This window comes from Microbacterium sp. SL75 (genome assembly GCF_026625865.1).
Taxonomy (GTDB): Bacteria; Actinomycetota; Actinomycetes; order Actinomycetales; family Microbacteriaceae; genus Microbacterium.
Genome location: NZ_CP113067.1, coordinates 2,824,204 through 2,841,471, shown reverse-complemented (window position 1 = coordinate 2,841,471; position 17,268 = coordinate 2,824,204). Strand labels below are relative to the sequence as shown.

The 17,268-nt window shown below is 69.5% G+C and carries 18 protein-coding genes; 5 read left to right on the top strand and 13 right to left on the bottom strand.

Annotation, left to right across the window (positions count from 1 at the left end):
• Positions 1-46 precede the first annotated feature (46 nt).
• Complete coding sequence (locus OVA17_RS13405; protein ID WP_267787062.1) at positions 47-589, top strand: TetR/AcrR family transcriptional regulator; 543 nt, start codon at positions 47-49, stop codon at positions 587-589.
• Here the strand turns inward: OVA17_RS13405 and OVA17_RS13400 are convergent.
• The 10 genes from OVA17_RS13400 to otsA form a co-directional block, all read right to left on the bottom strand.
• Positions 586-789 (bottom strand): hypothetical protein, encoded by a 204-nt coding sequence (locus OVA17_RS13400; protein ID WP_210074559.1) that lies wholly within the window; start codon positions 787-789, stop codon positions 586-588. The two genes, OVA17_RS13405 and OVA17_RS13400, sit on opposite strands and share 4 nt — an antisense overlap.
• 113 nt (positions 790-902) lie before the next feature.
• Positions 903-2,507 (bottom strand): phosphoglycerate dehydrogenase, encoded by a 1,605-nt coding sequence (serA, locus tag OVA17_RS13395; protein ID WP_267787060.1) that lies wholly within the window; start codon positions 2,505-2,507, stop codon positions 903-905.
• A gap of 318 nt (positions 2,508-2,825) precedes the next feature.
• A complete protein-coding gene (locus OVA17_RS13390; protein WP_267787059.1) occupies positions 2,826-3,164 on the bottom strand; it encodes a bacitracin resistance protein in 339 nt (112 codons plus the stop codon).
• A complete protein-coding gene (locus OVA17_RS13385; RefSeq protein ID WP_267787057.1) occupies positions 3,161-3,703 on the bottom strand; it encodes a DNA polymerase III subunit gamma/tau in 543 nt (180 codons plus the stop codon). The genes OVA17_RS13390 and OVA17_RS13385 overlap by 4 nt, the downstream gene beginning before the upstream one ends.
• 143 nt (positions 3,704-3,846) lie before the next feature.
• Positions 3,847-4,872: a ketol-acid reductoisomerase gene (gene ilvC / locus OVA17_RS13380; RefSeq protein ID WP_056230637.1), complete on the bottom strand. Its 1,026-nt coding sequence runs from the start codon at positions 4,870-4,872 to the stop codon at positions 3,847-3,849.
• Positions 4,873-4,940: 68 nt separating this feature from the next.
• Positions 4,941-5,486 (bottom strand): acetolactate synthase small subunit, encoded by a 546-nt coding sequence (ilvN, locus tag OVA17_RS13375; protein WP_267787055.1) that lies wholly within the window; start codon positions 5,484-5,486, stop codon positions 4,941-4,943.
• Between the two features lies 1 nt (position 5,487).
• Positions 5,488-7,296, bottom strand: coding sequence for an acetolactate synthase large subunit (locus OVA17_RS13370; RefSeq protein WP_267787054.1), 1,809 nt, complete (start codon positions 7,294-7,296; stop codon positions 5,488-5,490).
• Between the two features lie 45 nt (positions 7,297-7,341).
• Positions 7,342-9,060, bottom strand: a complete 1,719-nt coding sequence (gene ilvD, locus OVA17_RS13365; protein WP_210074548.1) for a dihydroxy-acid dehydratase — start codon at positions 9,058-9,060, stop codon at positions 7,342-7,344.
• 64 nt (positions 9,061-9,124) lie between these two features.
• On the bottom strand, positions 9,125-9,904 hold the full coding sequence (otsB, locus tag OVA17_RS13360) for a trehalose-phosphatase (protein WP_267787052.1): 780 nt from the start codon (positions 9,902-9,904) through the stop codon (positions 9,125-9,127).
• Complete coding sequence (gene otsA / locus OVA17_RS13355) at positions 9,901-11,391, bottom strand: alpha,alpha-trehalose-phosphate synthase (UDP-forming) (protein ID WP_267787051.1); 1,491 nt, start codon at positions 11,389-11,391, stop codon at positions 9,901-9,903. The genes otsB and otsA overlap by 4 nt, the downstream gene beginning before the upstream one ends.
• Positions 11,392-11,535: 144 nt before the next feature.
• On the opposite strand from otsA, the gene OVA17_RS13350 reads away from it, so the two are divergent.
• Positions 11,536-11,790: a hypothetical protein gene (locus OVA17_RS13350; RefSeq protein WP_210074544.1), complete on the top strand. Its 255-nt coding sequence runs from the start codon at positions 11,536-11,538 to the stop codon at positions 11,788-11,790.
• Between the two features lie 73 nt (positions 11,791-11,863).
• On the opposite strand, the gene OVA17_RS13345 is transcribed toward OVA17_RS13350, so the two are convergent.
• From OVA17_RS13345 to OVA17_RS13335, 3 genes are read right to left on the bottom strand one after another with little or no spacing between them, the layout of a single operon-like run.
• On the bottom strand, positions 11,864-13,051 hold the full coding sequence (locus OVA17_RS13345) for an acetyl-CoA C-acetyltransferase (protein ID WP_267787048.1): 1,188 nt from the start codon (positions 13,049-13,051) through the stop codon (positions 11,864-11,866).
• Entirely contained in the window at positions 13,048-13,701 is a 654-nt protein-coding gene (locus OVA17_RS13340; RefSeq protein WP_267787046.1) for a 3-oxoacid CoA-transferase subunit B, read from the bottom strand. The genes OVA17_RS13345 and OVA17_RS13340 overlap by 4 nt, the downstream gene beginning before the upstream one ends.
• The gene (locus tag OVA17_RS13335; protein ID WP_267787044.1) at positions 13,701-14,471 is read right to left on the bottom strand and encodes a CoA transferase subunit A; all 771 of its coding nucleotides are present in this window, start codon (positions 14,469-14,471) and stop codon (positions 13,701-13,703) included. The genes OVA17_RS13340 and OVA17_RS13335 overlap by 1 nt, the downstream gene beginning before the upstream one ends.
• 103 nt (positions 14,472-14,574) lie before the next feature.
• On the opposite strand from OVA17_RS13335, the gene OVA17_RS13330 reads away from it, so the two are divergent.
• The 3 genes from OVA17_RS13330 to OVA17_RS13320 are packed head-to-tail and all read left to right on the top strand — an operon-like array spanning position 14,575 to position 17,172.
• Positions 14,575-15,357, top strand: a complete 783-nt coding sequence (locus OVA17_RS13330) for an IclR family transcriptional regulator (RefSeq protein WP_210074537.1) — start codon at positions 14,575-14,577, stop codon at positions 15,355-15,357.
• A gap of 49 nt (positions 15,358-15,406) precedes the next feature.
• Entirely contained in the window at positions 15,407-15,934 is a 528-nt protein-coding gene (locus OVA17_RS13325; protein WP_267787042.1) for a MarR family winged helix-turn-helix transcriptional regulator, read from the top strand.
• Positions 15,931-17,172, top strand: a complete 1,242-nt coding sequence (locus OVA17_RS13320) for an MFS transporter (protein WP_210074533.1) — start codon at positions 15,931-15,933, stop codon at positions 17,170-17,172. Before OVA17_RS13325 ends, OVA17_RS13320 begins: the two co-directional genes overlap by 4 nt.
• The last annotated feature ends 96 nt before the right edge of the window (positions 17,173-17,268 follow it).

The following is a 17,268-nucleotide window of genomic DNA, read 5'->3' as shown; positions in this document are numbered from 1 at the left end:
ATAGTAACAGAGTGAACCCGGCGCCCGCCACTACGATCGAGGAGTCATGAGCCGCCCCCCTCTCGCCCGCGAAGCCGTCCTCGACGCCTTCAGCCGCATCCTCGTCGACGAGGGTGAGCGCGCCGCGACGATGGATGCCACTGCTCGCGCAGCCGGGGTGTCGAAGGGTGGTCTGCTCTATCACTTCAGTTCGAAGAGCGCTCTCGAGGCGGCGCTCGTGGAGCGGCTCGAGCGGCTCGCCGAGGAAGACGTCGCCGAAATCGAGAGGTCGAACGAGGGCGTCGTCGCGGCGCACCTGCGCTCGTCGCAGAACACCGGCTCCCCCCTCGACCTGACGATCCTCGCGGTGTCACGCCTCGCGCAGAACGGCAGCGATGCCGCCTCGGCATCCCTCCGACGAGTTCGAGAGCTCTGGGAAGAGAGCCTTCGCGCACACACCCGCGACGACACGGCGCTGCAGATGGTGCTGCTGGTGAGCGACGGCCTGTACTTCAACGCCGTCCTCGATCTGAACGCGGTCGCCGGTCCGGCACTCGAAGGAGCGGACCTCGACGCACTGATCGCCCGAGTCGTCGCCTCGGCGACCTAGAGGTCCCCCCGCGCCCTCTCGCGCGCGCTGCGACGCTCCCGGCGCTCGCGCCGCAAGTCGATGACGACCCCGAGCAGGATCAGCACTCCCCCGATCACGCCGAGAAACCCCCACGGAGTGCGACGCACGACATCGGCCACCCCCGCGACGAGGAACAGGATGCCGAAACCGGCGGAGACGACGCGAAGGACGAGGGCCACTCGCGCAGTGTGAACCCCGCGGTTTTGCGCGGGCCCTGAATCTCCGACGCGCCCGCCCAGAACGCCGAAGGAGGGGGCCGCCGAAGCGACCCCCTCCCCGAACGATCGGACCCTCAGCCCTCGACGATGTCGATCTGGCGGAACAGGTCGGCGCCGACGGCCTCGCGCATCGCACCGAGGATCTCGTCGGGGACCGGCGAATCGACGGTGAGCACCGAGAGCGCCCGGCCCGTGGCATCCGGAGCCGCCACCTGGAGACCCGCGATGTTGATGCCCGCCTCGCCCAGCTTCTGGCCGTAGATGGCGACGATGCCGGGGCGATCGGCGTAGCGCATGACGACGTGGTGCTGCTCGATGGGCACCTCGATCTCGTAGCCGTTGATCGAGACGACCTTCGGCACCATCCGCGTGCCGGCGAGCGTGCCCGCGACCTCGAGGGTCGACCCGTCGGCCAGCGTGCCGCGGAGGATCGTGATGTTGCGGTACAGCGGGCTCTCGGCCTCGACGACCAGGCGCGCCTCGACACCGCGCTGCTCGGCGAACAGCGGGGCGTTGACGTACGACACGCTCTCGCTGACGATACGGCTGAAGTACCCCTTGAGCGCGGCGAGGCGGTAGACGCTCACGTCGTACTGCGCGAGCTCTCCGTGCACCTCGATGTCGAGGCTCGTGAGAGCGCTGTCGGCGAGACCGCTGAAGAACTGTCCGAGCATCTCGACGAGGGCGATACCGGGGCGAACGAACGGGTCGATCGCGCCACCGGCGACGTTCACGGCATCCGGGACGAGGTCTCCCTCGAGCGCCAGCTTGACCGAGCGCGCGACCGAGACGCCGGCCTTTTCCTGCGCCTCCTCGGTGCTCGCGCCGAGGTGCGGAGTGACCACGACGTTGGGGAGGTCGAGGAGCTTGCGCGCGGGGCCACCCTCGGCCGGGGGCTCGGTCGAGAACACGTCGAGACCCGCTCCGGCGATCTCGCCGCCGGTGAGCGCCTCGAAGAGCGCCTCCTCGTCGATGAGACCTCCGCGGGCGACGTTGATGACGTACGCGGTCTTCTTCATGCGGCGCAGCTGCTCGGCACCGATCATGCCGGTCGTCTCGGGCGTCTTCGGCATGTGGATCGTGACGAAGTCGCTCTGCTCGAGCAGTTCGTCGAGTGACACGAGCTGAACGCCGAGCTGCTGCGCCCGAGCGGCGGTGACGTAGGGGTCGTACGCGATGACACGCATGTCGAAGCCCTGCAGGCGCGCCGCGATGAGTGCACCGATGCGGCCGAGGCCGATGATGCCGATGGTCTTCTCGAACAGCTCGGTGCCGGTGAACGAGCTGCGCTTCCAGAGGCCCTGGGCGAGCGAGGCGTGCGCCGCGGGGATGCGGCGAGCGAGGCTCAGCACGTGCCCGACGGTGAGCTCGGCTGCCGAGATGATGTTCGAGGTCGGCGCGTTGACGACCATGACGCCGGCCGCGGTGGCCGACTTGATGTCGACGTTGTCGAGGCCGACACCGGCGCGAGCGACGACCTTGAGAGACGGCGCGGCCGCGAGGGCCTCGGCATCGATCTGGGTGGCCGAGCGCACGAGAACCGCGTGCGCCTCGGCCAGGGCCGAGAGCAATGCGGGGCGATCGGTCCCGTCGACGCTGCGCACGTCGAAGTCGGGGCCGAGCGCGTCGATCGTGGCGGGAGAGAGTTCTTCGGCGATGAGCACGACGGGCTTCGTCACGGATGCGTCCTTCGAAACGGTGCTGGGGGCTGCCGCGCACCGTCGCACATCACCGGCGCGAACCGGGCGCGCGACCCGTGCGGGCCGTCTGTCAGCCTAGCGCGGGGGCGAGGGCGCCCCCGACCGTGTGACGGCGGACGACGGCGCGCCCGACACCCGCGGCAACCGAGAGCGCGAACGGGCAACTCGCTGACAAACCCGCGTCAGCCTGACACGCAGATGTCAGCGAGATGCAGTCTCGCGACCAGAAGAGACCAGCGACCGGAGGCGACGCGCGCCCGTTGGGCACCGGATCCCGGATGCCGCGACCCCGGCGGATCAGCCGCCGTACAGCCCGTACGAGGTCGTGCCGTAGCCCACGACGGCGAGCCAGAACGCCGCCGACAGCGTCAGCCCCGCGAGCAGAGCGATGGCGAGCTCCCCCGCCTTACGGCGCTGGCCGATCGCGAAGGCGATACCGAAGGCGAGGAGCGGGAACACGATCGGCAGGATGTACACGAACCAGCCCAGGCCGTTGAGCCCGAGCGGGCCGTTGACCTGCTGGACGAGCAGGGCGACCGAACTCCACACGACGTAGGCGTAGAAGAGACCGAAGAGACCGGAGATGGCCACGAGCAGCCAGGTCGGCAGGTGGCGGGTACGGGCGGCAGTGCTCATGCGAAGGCTCCCAACGACAGGAACGGCCAGGGAACGAGCAGCACGATACCGACGATGAGCAACAGGAAGCGCTGCCACGTGCGCCAGCTGCGCGTCAGCGCGAGCACGGCGACGAACCAGACGACGGGCGCGAGAGCCGCGCCGATGGTGAGCGCGATCACCGTCACCGACGGGATGGGAAGCCCCAGTCCGTTCAAGCGCAGCCCCGCGAGCAGCCATCCGATCGCGAACAGCAGGAAGGTCGCCGCCACCATGCCGATCCCGACGAGGCCCACGTTTCCGAGGGGTGCCGCGTGGGCGGCATCCGGGTCCTCGCCCTCGGTCACCTCGACGGCGGTCGGCTCGGAAGGGGCAGGCTCGGGATGCCGGGTGACCGGCGCCGCGGCAGGCGCTTCGGGCTGCAGAGGCTCGAGGGGCTCGGCTTCGACCCGCGGCTCACCGCCGGCGGGACGCGTCGGCGCATGTTTCTCACCGACGTCGAGGGTGGGGTCGTCGTCACCGCCCCAGGACAGGGCGTCGTCATCGCGCGGAGTGCTCACGCGACCACGCTAGCGGCGCTCCCCCGCGACCGGGTCGCGCCCCGCCGGTCGCCGGGGTCCGCGGCATCGGGATCCGAACGGCGCCGCGGAAAAGGGGAACGCCCCGGGATCATGAGATCCCGGGGCGTTCGTAGACGAAGAACTCAGCGCGCGGCCGAGCCTTCGACGTAGTCGGTGTCCTGCTGCTTCCACGCGAACAGACCGCGCAGCTCCTTACCGGTCGCCTCGATCGGGTGACCCTGCTCCTTCTCGCGGAGCTCGAGGAACTCGGGAGCGCCCTTGTCCTGGTCGGCGATGAAGCGCTCGGCGAACGCCCCCGACTGGATGTCGGAGAGGACGGCCTTCATGCTGGCCTTCACGTCGGACGAGATGACGCGGGGGCCCGAGACGTAGTCGCCGTACTCGGCGGTGTCGGAGATCGACCAGCGCTGCTTGGCGATGCCGCCCTCCCACATCAGGTCGACGATGAGCTTGAGCTCGTGCAGCACCTCGAAGTACGCGATCTGGGGCTGGTATCCGGCCTCGACCAGGGTCTCGAAGCCCGCCTGGACGAGGTGGCTCATGCCACCGCAGAGCACGGCCTGCTCGCCGAACAGGTCGGTCTCGGTCTCTTCGGTGAAGGTCGTCTTGATGACGCCCGCGCGGGTGCCGCCGATCGCCTTCGCGTACGAGAGGGCGGTGTCCCAGGCCGAGCCCGAGGCGTCGCGCTCGACGGCGATGATGTCGGGGATGCCGCGGCCCGCGACGTACTCGCGACGCACAGTGTGACCGGGGGCCTTGGGAGCGACGAGGATGACGTCGACACCCTCGGGAGCGTCGATGTAGCCGAAGCGGATGTTGAAGCCGTGCGCGAAGGCGAGCGTCTTGCCCTCGGTGAGCTTGTCCTTGATCGAGTCGGCGAAGATCGAACGCTGGTGCTGGTCGGGCGCCAGGATCATGATGAGATCGGCCCACTCGGCGGCGTCGGCGACGTTCTTGACCTCGAAGCCGTCTTCCTGCGCCTTGGCGGCCGACTTCGAGCCGTCCTTGAGCGCGATAACGACCTCGACGCCGGAGTCGCGGAGGTTCTGCGCGTGCGCGTGACCCTGCGAGCCGTAGCCGACGATCGCGACCTTCTTGCCCTGGATGATCGAGAGGTCGGCGTCGTCGTCGTAGAAGATCTCTGCCATGAGGATGTTTCTCCTTGAATCGTGGCCCCCGCTCAGGGGCCGCTGGTGAGTGGAAGTTGGGGAATTTCTCAGCCGCGCAGAACGCGCTCGGTGATGCTCTTGCCACCGCGGCCGACGGCGAGAAGGCCCGACTGCGCGAGCTCCTTCACCCCGAAGGGCTCGATCGCCTTGAGGAAGGCATCGACCCCGAAGGGCTCGATCGCCTTGAGGAAGGCATCGACCTTGCCCTTGTCGCCCGTGATCTCGATCACGACGGCGTCGTGGGCGTAGTCGACGACCGAGGCGCGGAAGAGGTTGACGACCTCGAGCACGTTGGAGCGGCTGGCGTTGTCGGCGCGCACCTTGACGAGCACGTGCTCGCGCTGCACGGAGCTGGCGGCGTCGAGCTCGACGATCTTGATGACGTTGATCAGCTTGTTCAGCTGCTTGGTCACCTGCTCGAGCGGGAGACCCTCGACGTCGACGACGACCGTGATGCGCGAGAGACCCGGCACCTCGGTCACGCCCACGGCGAGCGACTCGATGTTGAAGCCGCGACGGGCGAAAAGGCCCGCGACGCGCGTGAGCAGACCCGGCTTGTCCTCGACGAGGAGGCTCAGAACGTGACGAGACATCTCAGTCCTCCTGCTCGTTGAACGTGGGCGAGTGGTCGCGCGCGTACTGGACGTAGCTGTTGCTGACGCCCTGCGGGACCATCGGCCAGACCATCGCGTCGGCGCTCACGACGAAGTCGATCACGACCGGGCGGTCGTTCGTGTCGAGCGCGAGCTGGATGGCCGCGTCGATCTCGTCTTCCTTCTCGACGCGGAGCGCCAGGCACCCGTAGGCCTCGGCGAGCTTGACGAAGTCGGGGACGCGGCGCGTGCCGTGCCCCGTGTTCAGGTCGGTGTTGGAGTGGCGGCCGTCGAAGAACAGCGTCTGCCACTGGCGCACCATGCCGAGCGAGGAGTTGTTGATGATCGCGACCTTGATCGGGATGTCGTTGATGACGCAGGTCGCGAGCTCCTGGTTGGTCATCTGGAAGCAGCCGTCCCCATCGATCGCCCACACGGCGCGCTCGGGCTGAGCCACCTTCGCGCCCATGGCCGCGGGAACCGCATAGCCCATGGTGCCGGCGCCGCCGGAGTTCAGCCACGCGTTGGGGCGCTCGTACTTGATGAACTGCGCCGCCCACATCTGGTGCTGGCCGACGCCCGAGGCGTAGACGCCCTCGGGTCCGGTCATCTCCCCGATGCGCTGGATGACGTGCTGGGGCGAGAGCAGACCGTCGGTGGTGGGCGTGTAGCCGAGCGGGAACTCCTCGCGGAGCCCGTTCAGGTACGTCCACCACTCGGTGTAGTCGTGCGGGTGCTCGGCGTCGGCGGCGCGGAACGCGGCATCGAGGTCGATGAGGACCTCGCGCAGGTCACCCACGATCGGGACGTCGGCCGTGCGGATCTTGGAGATCTCGGCGGGGTCGATGTCGACGTGCACCACCTGCGCGTGGGGGGCGAACAGCGCCGCCTTACCGGTCACGCGGTCGTCGAACCGGGCACCGAGCGAGACGATCAGGTCGCTCTCCTGCAGGGCCAGCACCGCGGGCACGGTGCCGTGCATGCCCGGCATGCCGAGGTGCTGCTCGTGGGAGTCGGGGAAGGCCCCGCGCGCCATGAGCGTCGTGACGACGGGAGCCCCGGTCGCCTCGGCGAGCACCTTGAGCTCGGCGGAGGCGTTGGAGCGGATCGCGCCGCCGCCCACGTAGAGCACGGGCTTCTGCGCGGTGGCGAGCAGCTGGGCCGCGGCCTGGATCTGCTTGCCGTGCGCCTTGGTCACCGGGCGGTACCCGGGCAGCTCGATCTTCGGCGGCCAGACGAACGGCGCCTCGGCCTGCTGCGCGTCCTTGGTGATGTCGACGAGGACGGGCCCGGGCCGACCGGTCGAGGCGATCTCGAAGGCCGCGGCGATCGCGCCGGGGATCTCGTCGGCCGACTTCACCAGGAAGGAGTGCTTGGTGATCGGCATGGTGATGCCGACGATGTCGGCCTCCTGGAAGGCGTCCGTTCCCATGAGGGTCGAGAACACCTGGCCGGTGATGCAGACGAGCGGCACCGAGTCCATGTAGGCGTCGGCGATCGCGGTGACGAGGTTGGTCGCGCCGGGCCCGGACGTCGCGATGGCGACGCCGACCTTGCCCGAGGCGGCGGCGTACCCCTCGGCGGCGTGGCCGGCGCCCTGCTCGTGACGCACGAGGATGTGGCGCACGTGCTCGTCGTCCATGAGCGGGTCGTAGACGGGCATGATCGCGCCGCCCGGGAGGCCGAACACATCGGTGACGCCGAGCAGGTCGAGCGATCGGACGACCGCCTGTGCTCCCGTCATCACGGGCGCCGGAGCGGTGCGGGCGGGCGGCCGGGGAATGGCCGCCGTAGGGGAATCGATGGACATGGGAGTACCTCGAGAACCGGGAGAAGGTGAAAAGGGGGACGGCCGTCAGCCCGTGACAGCGCCCTCCGCGGCGGAGTGCACGAGCTTGGAGTACTTGGCCAGAACGCCACGGGTATAGCGCGGGGGGAGCGGTTCCCAGCCTTCGCGGCGGGAACTCAGCTCGGCCTCATCGACGATCAAGTCGAGAGTGCGAGCGGCGATATCGACCCGTATCAGATCACCATCGCGCACGAAGGCGATGGGACCTGCGTCCACCGCTTCGGGAGCTATGTGGCCGATGCACAGGCCGGTTGTGCCGCCTGAGAATCGTCCGTCCGTCAACAGTAGTACATCTTTTCCGAGCCCCGCGCCCTTGATGGCGGCCGTGATGGCGAGCATCTCGCGCATGCCGGGGCCGCCCTTGGGGCCCTCGTAGCGGATGACGACGACGTCGCCGGCGACGATCTCGCCCGCCTCGAGGGCGTCCATCGCGCCGCGCTCGCGCTCGAACACGCGGGCGGGGCCCTCGAAGACGTTGCCGTCGAAGCCGGCCGACTTCACCACGGCACCTTCGGGGGCCATCGAGCCGTGGAGGATCGTGATACCGCCGGTGGCGTGGATCGGGTTGTCGAACGAGTGGATGACCTTGCCGTCGACCGGGTCGGGGGCGAGGTCGGCGAGGTTCTCGGCGAGCGTCTTGCCCGTGACGGTGAGCGCGTCGCCGTGGAGCAGGCCCTCGTCGAGCATCGCCTTCATGATGACGGGGATCCCGCCGTGACGGTCGACGTCGTTCATGACGTACTGGCCGAAGGGCTTCATGTCGGCCACGTGCGGCGTGCGGTCGCCGATGCGGTTGAAGTCGTGCAGGTTCAGCTCGACCTCGGCCTCGTTGGCGATGGCGAGCAGGTGCAGCACGACGTTGGTCGAGCCGCCGAGCGCCATGGCGAGGGCGATGGCGTTCTCGAACGCCTCTTTGGTGAGGATGTCGCGCGTGGTGATGCCCTGGCGCAGCAGGTTGACCACGGCCTCGCCCGAGCGGTGCGCGAAGTAGTCGCGGCGGCGGTCCGCCGACGGCGGCGCAGCCGAACCGGGAAGGCTGAGGCCCAGGGCCTCGGCGACCGAGGCCATCGTGTTGGCCGTGTACATGCCGCCGCACGCGCCCTCACCGGGGGCGATCGCGCACTCGATGCGCTTGAGGTCGGCCTCGCTCATCTTGCCCGCGAGGCATGCACCCACGGCCTCGAACGAGTCGATGATCGTCACGTCCTTCTCGGTGCCGTCGCTGAGCTTGACCCAGCCCGGCGCGATCGACCCCGCGTAGAGGAAGACGCTCGACAGATCGAGTCGAGCGGATGCCATGAGCATGCCCGGAATCGACTTGTCGCAGCCCGCGAGCAGCACGGAGCCGTCGAGGCGCTCGGCCATCATGACGGTCTCGACGCTGTCGGCGATGACCTCGCGCGAGACGAGCGAGAAGTGCATGCCCTCGTGGCCCATCGAGATGCCGTCGGAGACGGAGATGGTGCCGAACTGCAGCGGGTACCCGCCGCCGGCGTGCACCCCCTCTTTCGCGCCCTGCGCGAGCCGATCGAGGCTGAGGTTGCAGGGGGTGATCTCGTTCCAGCTCGACGCGATGCCGATCTGGGGCTTGTCCCAGTCCTCGTCGCCCATGCCGACCGCGCGGAGCATTCCGCGAGAGGTGGTGGCTTCGATGCCGTCGGTGACGACGCGACTGCGGGGCTTGATGTCGAACTCGCCGGTGTTCGGATTCTGCGGTGCGGGCATTGTCGAAGTCTATTGCGCGCGCCGAGGGCGTGACGCGAACGGAGCCGGTCGAACCGGCAACTGTTCAGCGGATGTGCGATCGGCGCAGCCGGGCGACGGCCTCCAGTACCGCCACGAAAGCGTCGATGTCCGGCACGCGAAGCGTCGCGGCGGTCTCTCCCCCGCCGACGCGCACGCCCAGGTCACCGGCTTCCAGCGAATTCAGCGCATCTTCATCGGTGACGTCGTCGCCGGCGAAGAGCACGGCCGTGGCACCGACCCGGGCGCGCAGGTGCGCGACGGCCGAGTCCTTGCCCTCGTGGCGGAACGAGAACTCGAGGATGTCGTGACCGGTGCGACGACGCCACGACGGCGCCTCCGCCGCGAGCAGTTGGTCGACGAGCGATCGCGCGGCGTCGGCGGTGTCGGCATCCGCGGTGCGCGTGTGCACGCCGAGGCCGTACTCCTTCGGTTCGATCCAGACACCGTGCATGCGGGCGGTACGGTCGGCGACCTCGCTCTGGAGGCGGTCGCGCAGCGCGAGGTCGGCCTCGTCGTCACCTGCGGCCTCGATGCCCGCGCCGGGGACCCAGAACTGTGCGCCGTGCGAACCGGCGAGCCAGATCGGCGAGGCGTCGTCGTGTTCGGAGATCTCGCGAAGGTGTCCCAGCGAACGACCTGAGACGAGCGCGACGACGGTGCCCGGCAGCGCGGCGAGGGCGTCGACCGCGGCGCGGGCACCCGCAGTCATCCGCGCCGACATCGGCTCATCGACCAGGGGCGACAGGGTGCCGTCGAAGTCGAGCGCGATCAGCAGGGTGTCGGTCGTGGCGACGGCCTCGATCGCCGCGTCGGCGGCGGTCACTCGGCATCCGTCTCGTCGATGGACTCGCGTTCGGGAACCGAGCCGTCGTCGTCCTCGCCGACCTCGGCGGCCGCGGCGGCGCTGGAGGACTTCTCGTGGAAGACGGACAGCGCATCGAGGAACTCGCGCGACCAGTCCTCGACGTCGTGGTCGCGCACCCGCTTGCGCAGGGCGCGCATGCGGCGGCCCTGCTCGGCGGCCGGCATGTCGATGGCTCGCAGGATCTGATCCTTCAGACCGTCGATGTCGTGCGGATTGATGAGCAGCGCGCTGCCCATCTCGTCGGCGGCACCCGCGAACTCGCTCAGCACCAGCACTCCGCGGTTGTCGGTGCGGCTGGCCACGTACTCCTTGGCGACGAGGTTCATGCCGTCGCGCAGCGCGGTGACCAGCATGACGTCGGCGGCGAGGAACAGCGCCACCATCTCTTCACGCGGGTACGACTGGTGCAGGTAGCGGATCGCGGTGTGGGTCGTGGTGTCGTAGTCGCCGTTGATGCGACCGACCGTCATCTCGATCTCGTCGCGCAGCTGCATGTACGCGTCGACGCGTTCGCGGCTGGGGCTCGCGACCTGCACGAGAGTGGCGTCTTCGACCGTCGCGCGGCCGTCCTCGAGCAGCTCCCCCCAGGCCTTCAGGCGGTGGCGGATGCCCTTGGTGTAGTCGAGGCGGTCGACGCCGAGCAGGATCTTGCGCGGGTTGCCGAGTCCCTCGCGGATCTCTCTCGCCCGCTGCTGGATCTCGGGCTTCTGCGCCAGCTCGATGTACGAGTCGGCGTCGATCGAGATGGGGAAGGCCTTCGCGAGAGCCACGCGCGTGCCGCCCGAGGCGTCCGGGACCAGGATGCCGCTGGCCTTGGTCTCGTACCGCAACTGGCGCCGCACCGCCCGGGCGAAGTTGCCCGCGTCGGCCACCCGTTGGAAGCCGATGACGTCGGCGCCGAGCAGTCCTTCGAGTACCTGCTTGCGCCACGGCAGCTGGGAGTACAGGCCGTAGGCGGGAAAGGGGATGTGATGGAAGTAGCCGATCGTGAGGTCGGGGCGAAGCTCGCGCAGCAGCTTGGGGACGAGCTGCAGCTGATAGTCCTGCACCCAGACGATCCCGCCCTCGGCGGTGACGTCGGCCGCGGCTTTGGCGAAGCGCTCATTGACCTTGACGTAGGCGTCCCACCAGGCGCGCTTGTACGTCGGCGCGGCGATGACGTCGTGGTAGAGCGGCCAGATGGTGTCGTTCGAGAAGCCCTCGTAGTACAGCTGCACGTCGGCGGCCGAGAGGGTCACCGGAACGAGGTGCGTGCCCTCGAATTCGAAGGGCTCCACGGTGGCGTCGGCTTGTCCGGCCCACCCCACCCACGCGCCCCCGGCGCGACGCATGACGGGTTCGAGGGCGGTGACCAGCCCGCCGGGCGAGCGTCTCCACCCCTCTCCATCGGGGGTGCGATCGACGGGCAGTCGGTTGGCGACGACGACGAAATCGGCCTGGGTCACAGGTCCTCCTCGGGGATCTTCCTCAGGCTAACAGCGGGCGCGATCGCGTCGAGGGGGTGGACGGAGTGCGCGAGGGCACTCCGGGAATCGGCCCGCTGCTGTCAAGGTCCGCCGCCGAGGCGCCCCGCTCGGTAGGTTGGGCGCATGCGGCAGTACATCTTCGGAACCGGTCTTCTCAGCGCCATCACCGGCGGCGTCACCCTCTTGCGGGGTCTCAAGAACGACGAACCGTTCACCTGGCGCACGGCGCTGGCCTGGCTCAGCTGGGGCATCACGCTGGCTCTCGCCATCGGCGCGGTCGTCGACACGCGTCGCGCGCGCCGCGGCCGCGTGATCGCGGGCGACTCCCCCGTCTCCAAGAAGCAAGAGAAGCTGTTCAAGAAGCGCCTCGCGCGCTGACCCGGAGCAAAAGCCGAACGGATGCCGTGCCCTCGGGGTCGCGGCATCCGTTCGCCGTATCTGCGGGCTGGGGTCAGCGCGTCAGGATCAGCGCGTCGCCCTGACCGCCGCCGCCGCACAGCGCGACCGCGGCCGTGCCGCTCCCCCGCCGAACGAGCTCGTGCACGGCGTGCACCACGAGACGGTTGCCGGAGGCGCCGATCGGGTGCCCGATCGCGATGCCGCCCCCGTGCGGGTTGACGACGTCGTCGGGGATCCCGAGCTCGGCCTGCGAACGGGCGACGACCGCGCCGAAGGCTTCGTTGATCTCGACGAGATCGAGGTCGGATGCCGCAAACCCCTGCTTCTCGAGCGCCCGGGCGATCGCGCGGGCCGGCTGGTCGTGCAGGGAGTTGTCGGGGCCGGCGACCTGACCGGCCGCCCCGACGACGGCCAGGACATCCCAGCCGTGCTCCCCGGCGACCTCGCGCGTGGTCATCACCACGGCGGAGGCCCCGTCGGAGATCTGCGAGGCGTTGCCCGCGGTGATCGACCCGCCCTCGGCGAAGGCGGGGCGCAGCCGCGAGAGCGTCTCGACCGTCGTGTCGGCACGAATCCCCTCGTCGGCGGTGACGACGACCGGGTCGCCCTTTCGCTGCGGGATCTCGACCGGCACGATCTCGGCGTCGAACACGCCGGCCGCTTGCGCTGCGGCGGCGCGCTGGTGGGAGCGGGCGGCCACGGCATCCTGTTGCTGTCGGGTGACCTCGTACCGGGCGTTCGCGCGCTCGGTCGAGGCGCCCATGCTCTCGCGGTCGTACGCGTCGGTCAGGCCGTCGTACGCGAGGTGGTCGAGCACCTCGACCGAGCCGTAGGCGTAGCCCTCTCGCGAGTTCATCAGCAGGTGCGGGGCGCGGGTCATGGACTCCATGCCCGCGGCGACCACGACCGTGGCGTCGCCGAGGCGCAGCATGCGTGCGGCGTCGATGACCGCCGTGAGTCCCGAGAGGCAGACCTTGTTGATCGTGGCGCTGTGCACGTCCCACCCGATGCCCGCGGCGACCGCTGCCTGGCGCGCGGCATTCTGGCCGGTCCCGGCCTGCAGCACCTGCCCGACGAGCACGGCGTCGACCGTGTCGGCCGGGATGCCGCCGCGCTCGAGCGCTCCCCGGATGGCGGCGGCGCCCAACTGCACGGCGGTCAGCGGCGCGAGTTGACCCTTCAGGCGTCCCTGGGGGGTGCGGGCGGCGGCGACGATGACGACGTCGTTCTGAGCGGTCATGCGTTCTGCTCCTCGGTGAGTCGGACGATCAAGGCAGGCTCGGTGGCGGCCCGCACCTCGTCGACGCTCACTCCGGGAGCGAGCTCGACGAGCACGAGTCCATCCTCGGTCACGTCGATGACGGCAAGGTCGGTGATGAGGCGATCGACGACGCCGCGGCCGGTGAGCGGCAGGGAGCACGAGTCGACGATCTTGGGAGAGCCGTCCCGGGCCACGTGCTCCATCAGCACGATCACGCGCGCGGCGCCGTGGACCAGGTCCATCGCCCCTCCCGGGCCCTTGACCATCTTGCCGGGGATCATCCAGTTCGCCAGATCTCCGGATGCCGACACCTGCATCGCCCCGAGGATGGCGGCGTCGATCTTGCCGCTGCGGATCATGGCGAAGCTCAGCGCCGAGTCGAAGAAGGCGGCGCCGGCGAGGGTGGTGACCGTTTCTTTGCCGGCGTTGATGAGGTCGGCATCCACGTTCTCCTCGGTGGGATACGGGCCGACGCCGAGGATGCCGTTCTCGGACTGCAGCACGACGGTCACGCCATCGGGGACGTGGTTCGGCACGAGAGTGGGCAGGCCGATGCCGAGGTTGACGTAAGAGCCGTCGACGAGTTCGAGGGCGGCGCGAGCGGCCATCTCGGTGCGGGACAGGGGCATCAGCGGGTTTCCTCTCGCACGGTGCGCTTCTCGATGCGCTTCTCGATCTCGCCGACCTCGACGATGCGGTGCACGAACACGCCGGGCAGGTGCACGGCATCCGGATCGATCTCTCCGGGCTCGACGAGGTGCTCGACCTGCACGATGCAGGTGCGCCCCGCCATCGCGGCGAGCGGGTTGAAGCTGCGCGCGGCCCGGCGGAACACGAGGTTGCCGTGGCGGTCGCCCTTCCAGGCGTGCACGAGCGAGAAGTCGGTGGTGATCGCTTCTTCCAGCACGAACTCGCGCGACTCGCCGTCCACCACGAACGTGCGGACGTCCTTCGCCGGCGAGGCCACGGCGACACCGCCGGACCCGTCGAACCGTCGCGGGAGCCCGCCCTCGGCGACCTGCGTGCCGACACCGGTCTGCGTGAAGAACGCCGCGATACCCGCACCGCCCGCGCGGAGCTTCTCGGCGAGGGTGCCCTGCGGGGTGAGCTCGAGCTCGAGCTCGCCGGAGAGGAACCGGCGCTCGAACTCCTTGTTCTCGCCGACGTACGACGAGGTCATCTTGCGGATGCGTCCGGCACGCAGCAGGATTCCGAGCCCCCAGTCGTCGACGCCGCAGTTGTTCGACACCACCGAGAGATCGCGGGTCCCCCGGGCGAGCACCGCCTCGATGAGGGCGATGGGGTTGCCGGAAAGGCCGAAGCCGCCGACGGCGAGCGACGCGCCGTCGGCGATGTCGGCGACCGCTTCGGCGGCGGTGGCGAAGGTCTTGTCGATCACGCGAACTCCTCTGTCGTGGTGCAACTCCACCGTGCCGCCCCGCCCGCGGCGTCCGCGACCCCGCGCTTGTCATGTGGATACCGCGGGGCGTAGCGTCCACATCGTGGACACCGCACCCGGTTCCGTACCCGGCGCTCAGGCGATCTCTCGGGCTGCCCGGCTCCTCCGACTCGTGACGGCTTCCGGCGACGGCGGCGCGTGGGTGGGCGATCTCGCGCGTGACGCCGACCTGACCCGACCGACCACGCACCGACTGTTGAGCGCGCTCCGGGTGGAGGGGCTCGTCGACCGCGACGAGACGACGGGTCGATGGCTGCCGGGGCCGGAGCTCTATTTGATGGGCAGTGTCGCGGCATCCCGTTTCGACATCACCGCGACCGCTCGCGACATCGTGCGATCCCTCGCCGTGCGCACCGAGGAAAGCGCATTCCTCTCGGTGCGGCGCGGGGACGAGACGGTGTGCCTGGTGCGCGAGGACGGAAGTTTCCCGATCCGCTCGTTCGTCTTGTCGGAGGGGGTGCGATTCCCCCTCGGGGTGGCCTCGGCGGGGTTGGCGATCCTGGCGTTCCTGCCTGCGCACGAGGTCGACGCGTATCTCGAGCGGCATCCGGAGCTCGCACGACGATGGGGAGCATCGCACTCCCCCGCGCGACTGCGTGCCCGGATCGGCGATACGCAGGCTCGCGGATACGCGGTGAACCCGGGACTGATCGTCGAGGGCAGCTGGGGTGTCGGGGCAGCCGTCTTCACGCGGGCGGGAGATCCGCAATGGGCGCTGAGCCTGACGGGCGTGGAGTTCCGATTCGGCGGCGAGCGCCTCGCGGAGCTGGGGAGGATCCTGCTCGCGCACGCCCACGAGCTGTCGTCACGGATCTCGTCTCGCTAACCCCCCGAGATAGATACCCCAGGTATATATCGGGGGTATACTTCTTTGTGTGACCCGTGACGATGACCTGCAGACCCTCCTGCTCGCCGTACATGCGCTCACCCGGATCGCCGCTCTGGACACGAAGAACGAAGCTCCCGCCGCCCAGTGGCGCACCCTCACCCTGTTGCGCGATCACGGCCCTCAGCGCCTGGGTGACCTCGCCACGTTGAGCCGTGTGACGCAACCCGGCATGACCCGGCTCGTCCACCAGATGGACGCGGCCGGGCTCGTGGAGCGACGCCGCCACCCCGATGACTCCCGCGTGAGTGTCATCGCCGCGACCGCGAAGGGGATCGCAGCGCTGGCCGGCTGGTACGAGCAGTTCCGCACCGCCCTCGCACCCCACGTCGCCGACCTCTCGCAGAGCGAGTGGGATGCCGTGAGTCTCGCCGCCTCTGCCCTTTCGCTGCGCGTGGGAATGACGCCGACCGGGACAGCACACCATCAACCCCCCGACGACGAAGACGACGCCGATACGACCGATGATCGCGGAGCCCTCGCGGGTGACGCAGAAGAACAGGAGGTGGTCCGGTGACTGCCGGTACCGCAGTAGTCAGCAAAGCGCCCAGCGTCTGGAAACAGCCCGCGCAGGTGTGGGCGGTCGCCTTCGCGTGCGTCGTGGCCTTCATGGGCATCGGACTGGTGGATCCGATCCTTCCCGCGATCGCCGAGTCGCTGAAGGCGTCCCCCGTCGAGACCGAGCTTCTGTTCACCAGCTACCTCGTGGTCACGGGCCTTGCGATGCTCGTCACGAGCTGGATCTCGAGCCGCATCGGAGCAAAGGCGACGCTGCTGGTCGGTCTCGGCCTGATCGTCGTCTTCGCCTTCTTCTGCGCCATCAGCGGCAGCGTCGACGCCGTCATCGGCTTCCGCGCCGGCTGGGGCCTGGGCAATGCCCTGTTCATCTCGACGGCGCTGGCAACCATCGTGGGCGCCGCCTCCGGTGGGAGCTCGGCCGCGATCATCCTCTACGAAGCCGCTCTGGGTCTCGGTATCGCCGTGGGGCCGCTGCTCGGCGGCATCCTGGGCGAGGTCAGCTGGCGCGGGCCGTTCTTCGGCGTCGTGGTGCTGATGGCGATCGCGTTCCTCGCGGTGCTCGCACTGCTTCGGGGCCCCGCCCCCGAGCGCAAACCCCTCCCCTTCAGCGCGCCCTTCCGAGCCCTGGGCCGTCCGGCGCTGGCGATCCTCGCCGCGACCGCGCTGTTCTACAACATCGGATTCTTCACGCTGCTGGCGTTCTCGCCCTTCCCTCTCGGCTTCGGGGCGATGGGCATCGGCCTGACCTTCTTCGGCTGGGGCCTGGGACTTGCGATCACGAGTGTGTGGGTCGCTCCCCTGCTGCTGCGTCGCTTGCGCCTGACGACGGTGCTGCTGATCGCGCTGCCCCTGCTGGCCCTCGACCTGCTGGTCGCGGCGTTCATCGTGTCGTCGGCCGTGGCGCTGGTCGTCTGCATCATCGTGGGCGGTTTGGTGCTCGGTGTCGTCAACACCGCGCTCACCGAAGCCGTGATGGAAGCGACCGACCTGCCGCGATCGGTGGCGTCGTCGGCGTACTCCGCGGTGCGCTTCCTGGGTGGCGCGGTCGCCCCGCCGCTCGCTGCGCTGCTGTGGCACGCCTACGGCGCCGGAGTGCCCTACGTCATGGCCGCGGTGTCGGTCGTGATCTCGGCCGCGTGCATCTTCTTCGGACGGCGTCTTCTCGCACACGTCGATGGATCGCACCCGGATGCCGCTGACGAGGGCGCCGCCGTTCTCATCGGAGACGCAGCCTGACGTCGAGCAGCAAAACCCGACACGGAGGGGCCGACCGCAAGGTACGGCCCCTCCGTGCATCCCGGTCGGCGGACCCCGACCGCGCGCGACCGTCGG

Bases quoted from the DNA above. Each gene is read 5' to 3' on its own strand.
- OVA17_RS13405 (WP_267787062.1), top strand. From the start codon at position 47: ATGAGCCGCCCCCCTCTCGCCCGCGAAGCCGTCCTCGACGCCTTCAGC.
- OVA17_RS13390 (WP_267787059.1), bottom strand. From the start codon at position 3,164: ATGAGCACTGCCGCCCGTACCCGCCACCTGCCGACCTGGCTGCTCGTG.
- ilvC (WP_056230637.1), bottom strand. From the start codon at position 4,872: ATGGCAGAGATCTTCTACGACGACGACGCCGACCTCTCGATCATCCAG.
- ilvN (WP_267787055.1), bottom strand. From the start codon at position 5,486: ATGTCTCGTCACGTTCTGAGCCTCCTCGTCGAGGACAAGCCGGGTCTG.
- OVA17_RS13370 (WP_267787054.1), bottom strand. From the start codon at position 7,296: ATGTCCATCGATTCCCCTACGGCGGCCATTCCCCGGCCGCCCGCCCGC.
- ilvD (WP_210074548.1), bottom strand. From the start codon at position 9,060: ATGCCCGCACCGCAGAATCCGAACACCGGCGAGTTCGACATCAAGCCC.
- OVA17_RS13350 (WP_210074544.1), top strand. From the start codon at position 11,536: ATGCGGCAGTACATCTTCGGAACCGGTCTTCTCAGCGCCATCACCGGC.
- OVA17_RS13345 (WP_267787048.1), bottom strand. From the start codon at position 13,051: ATGACCGCTCAGAACGACGTCGTCATCGTCGCCGCCGCCCGCACCCCC.
- OVA17_RS13340 (WP_267787046.1), bottom strand. From the start codon at position 13,701: ATGCCCCTGTCCCGCACCGAGATGGCCGCTCGCGCCGCCCTCGAACTC.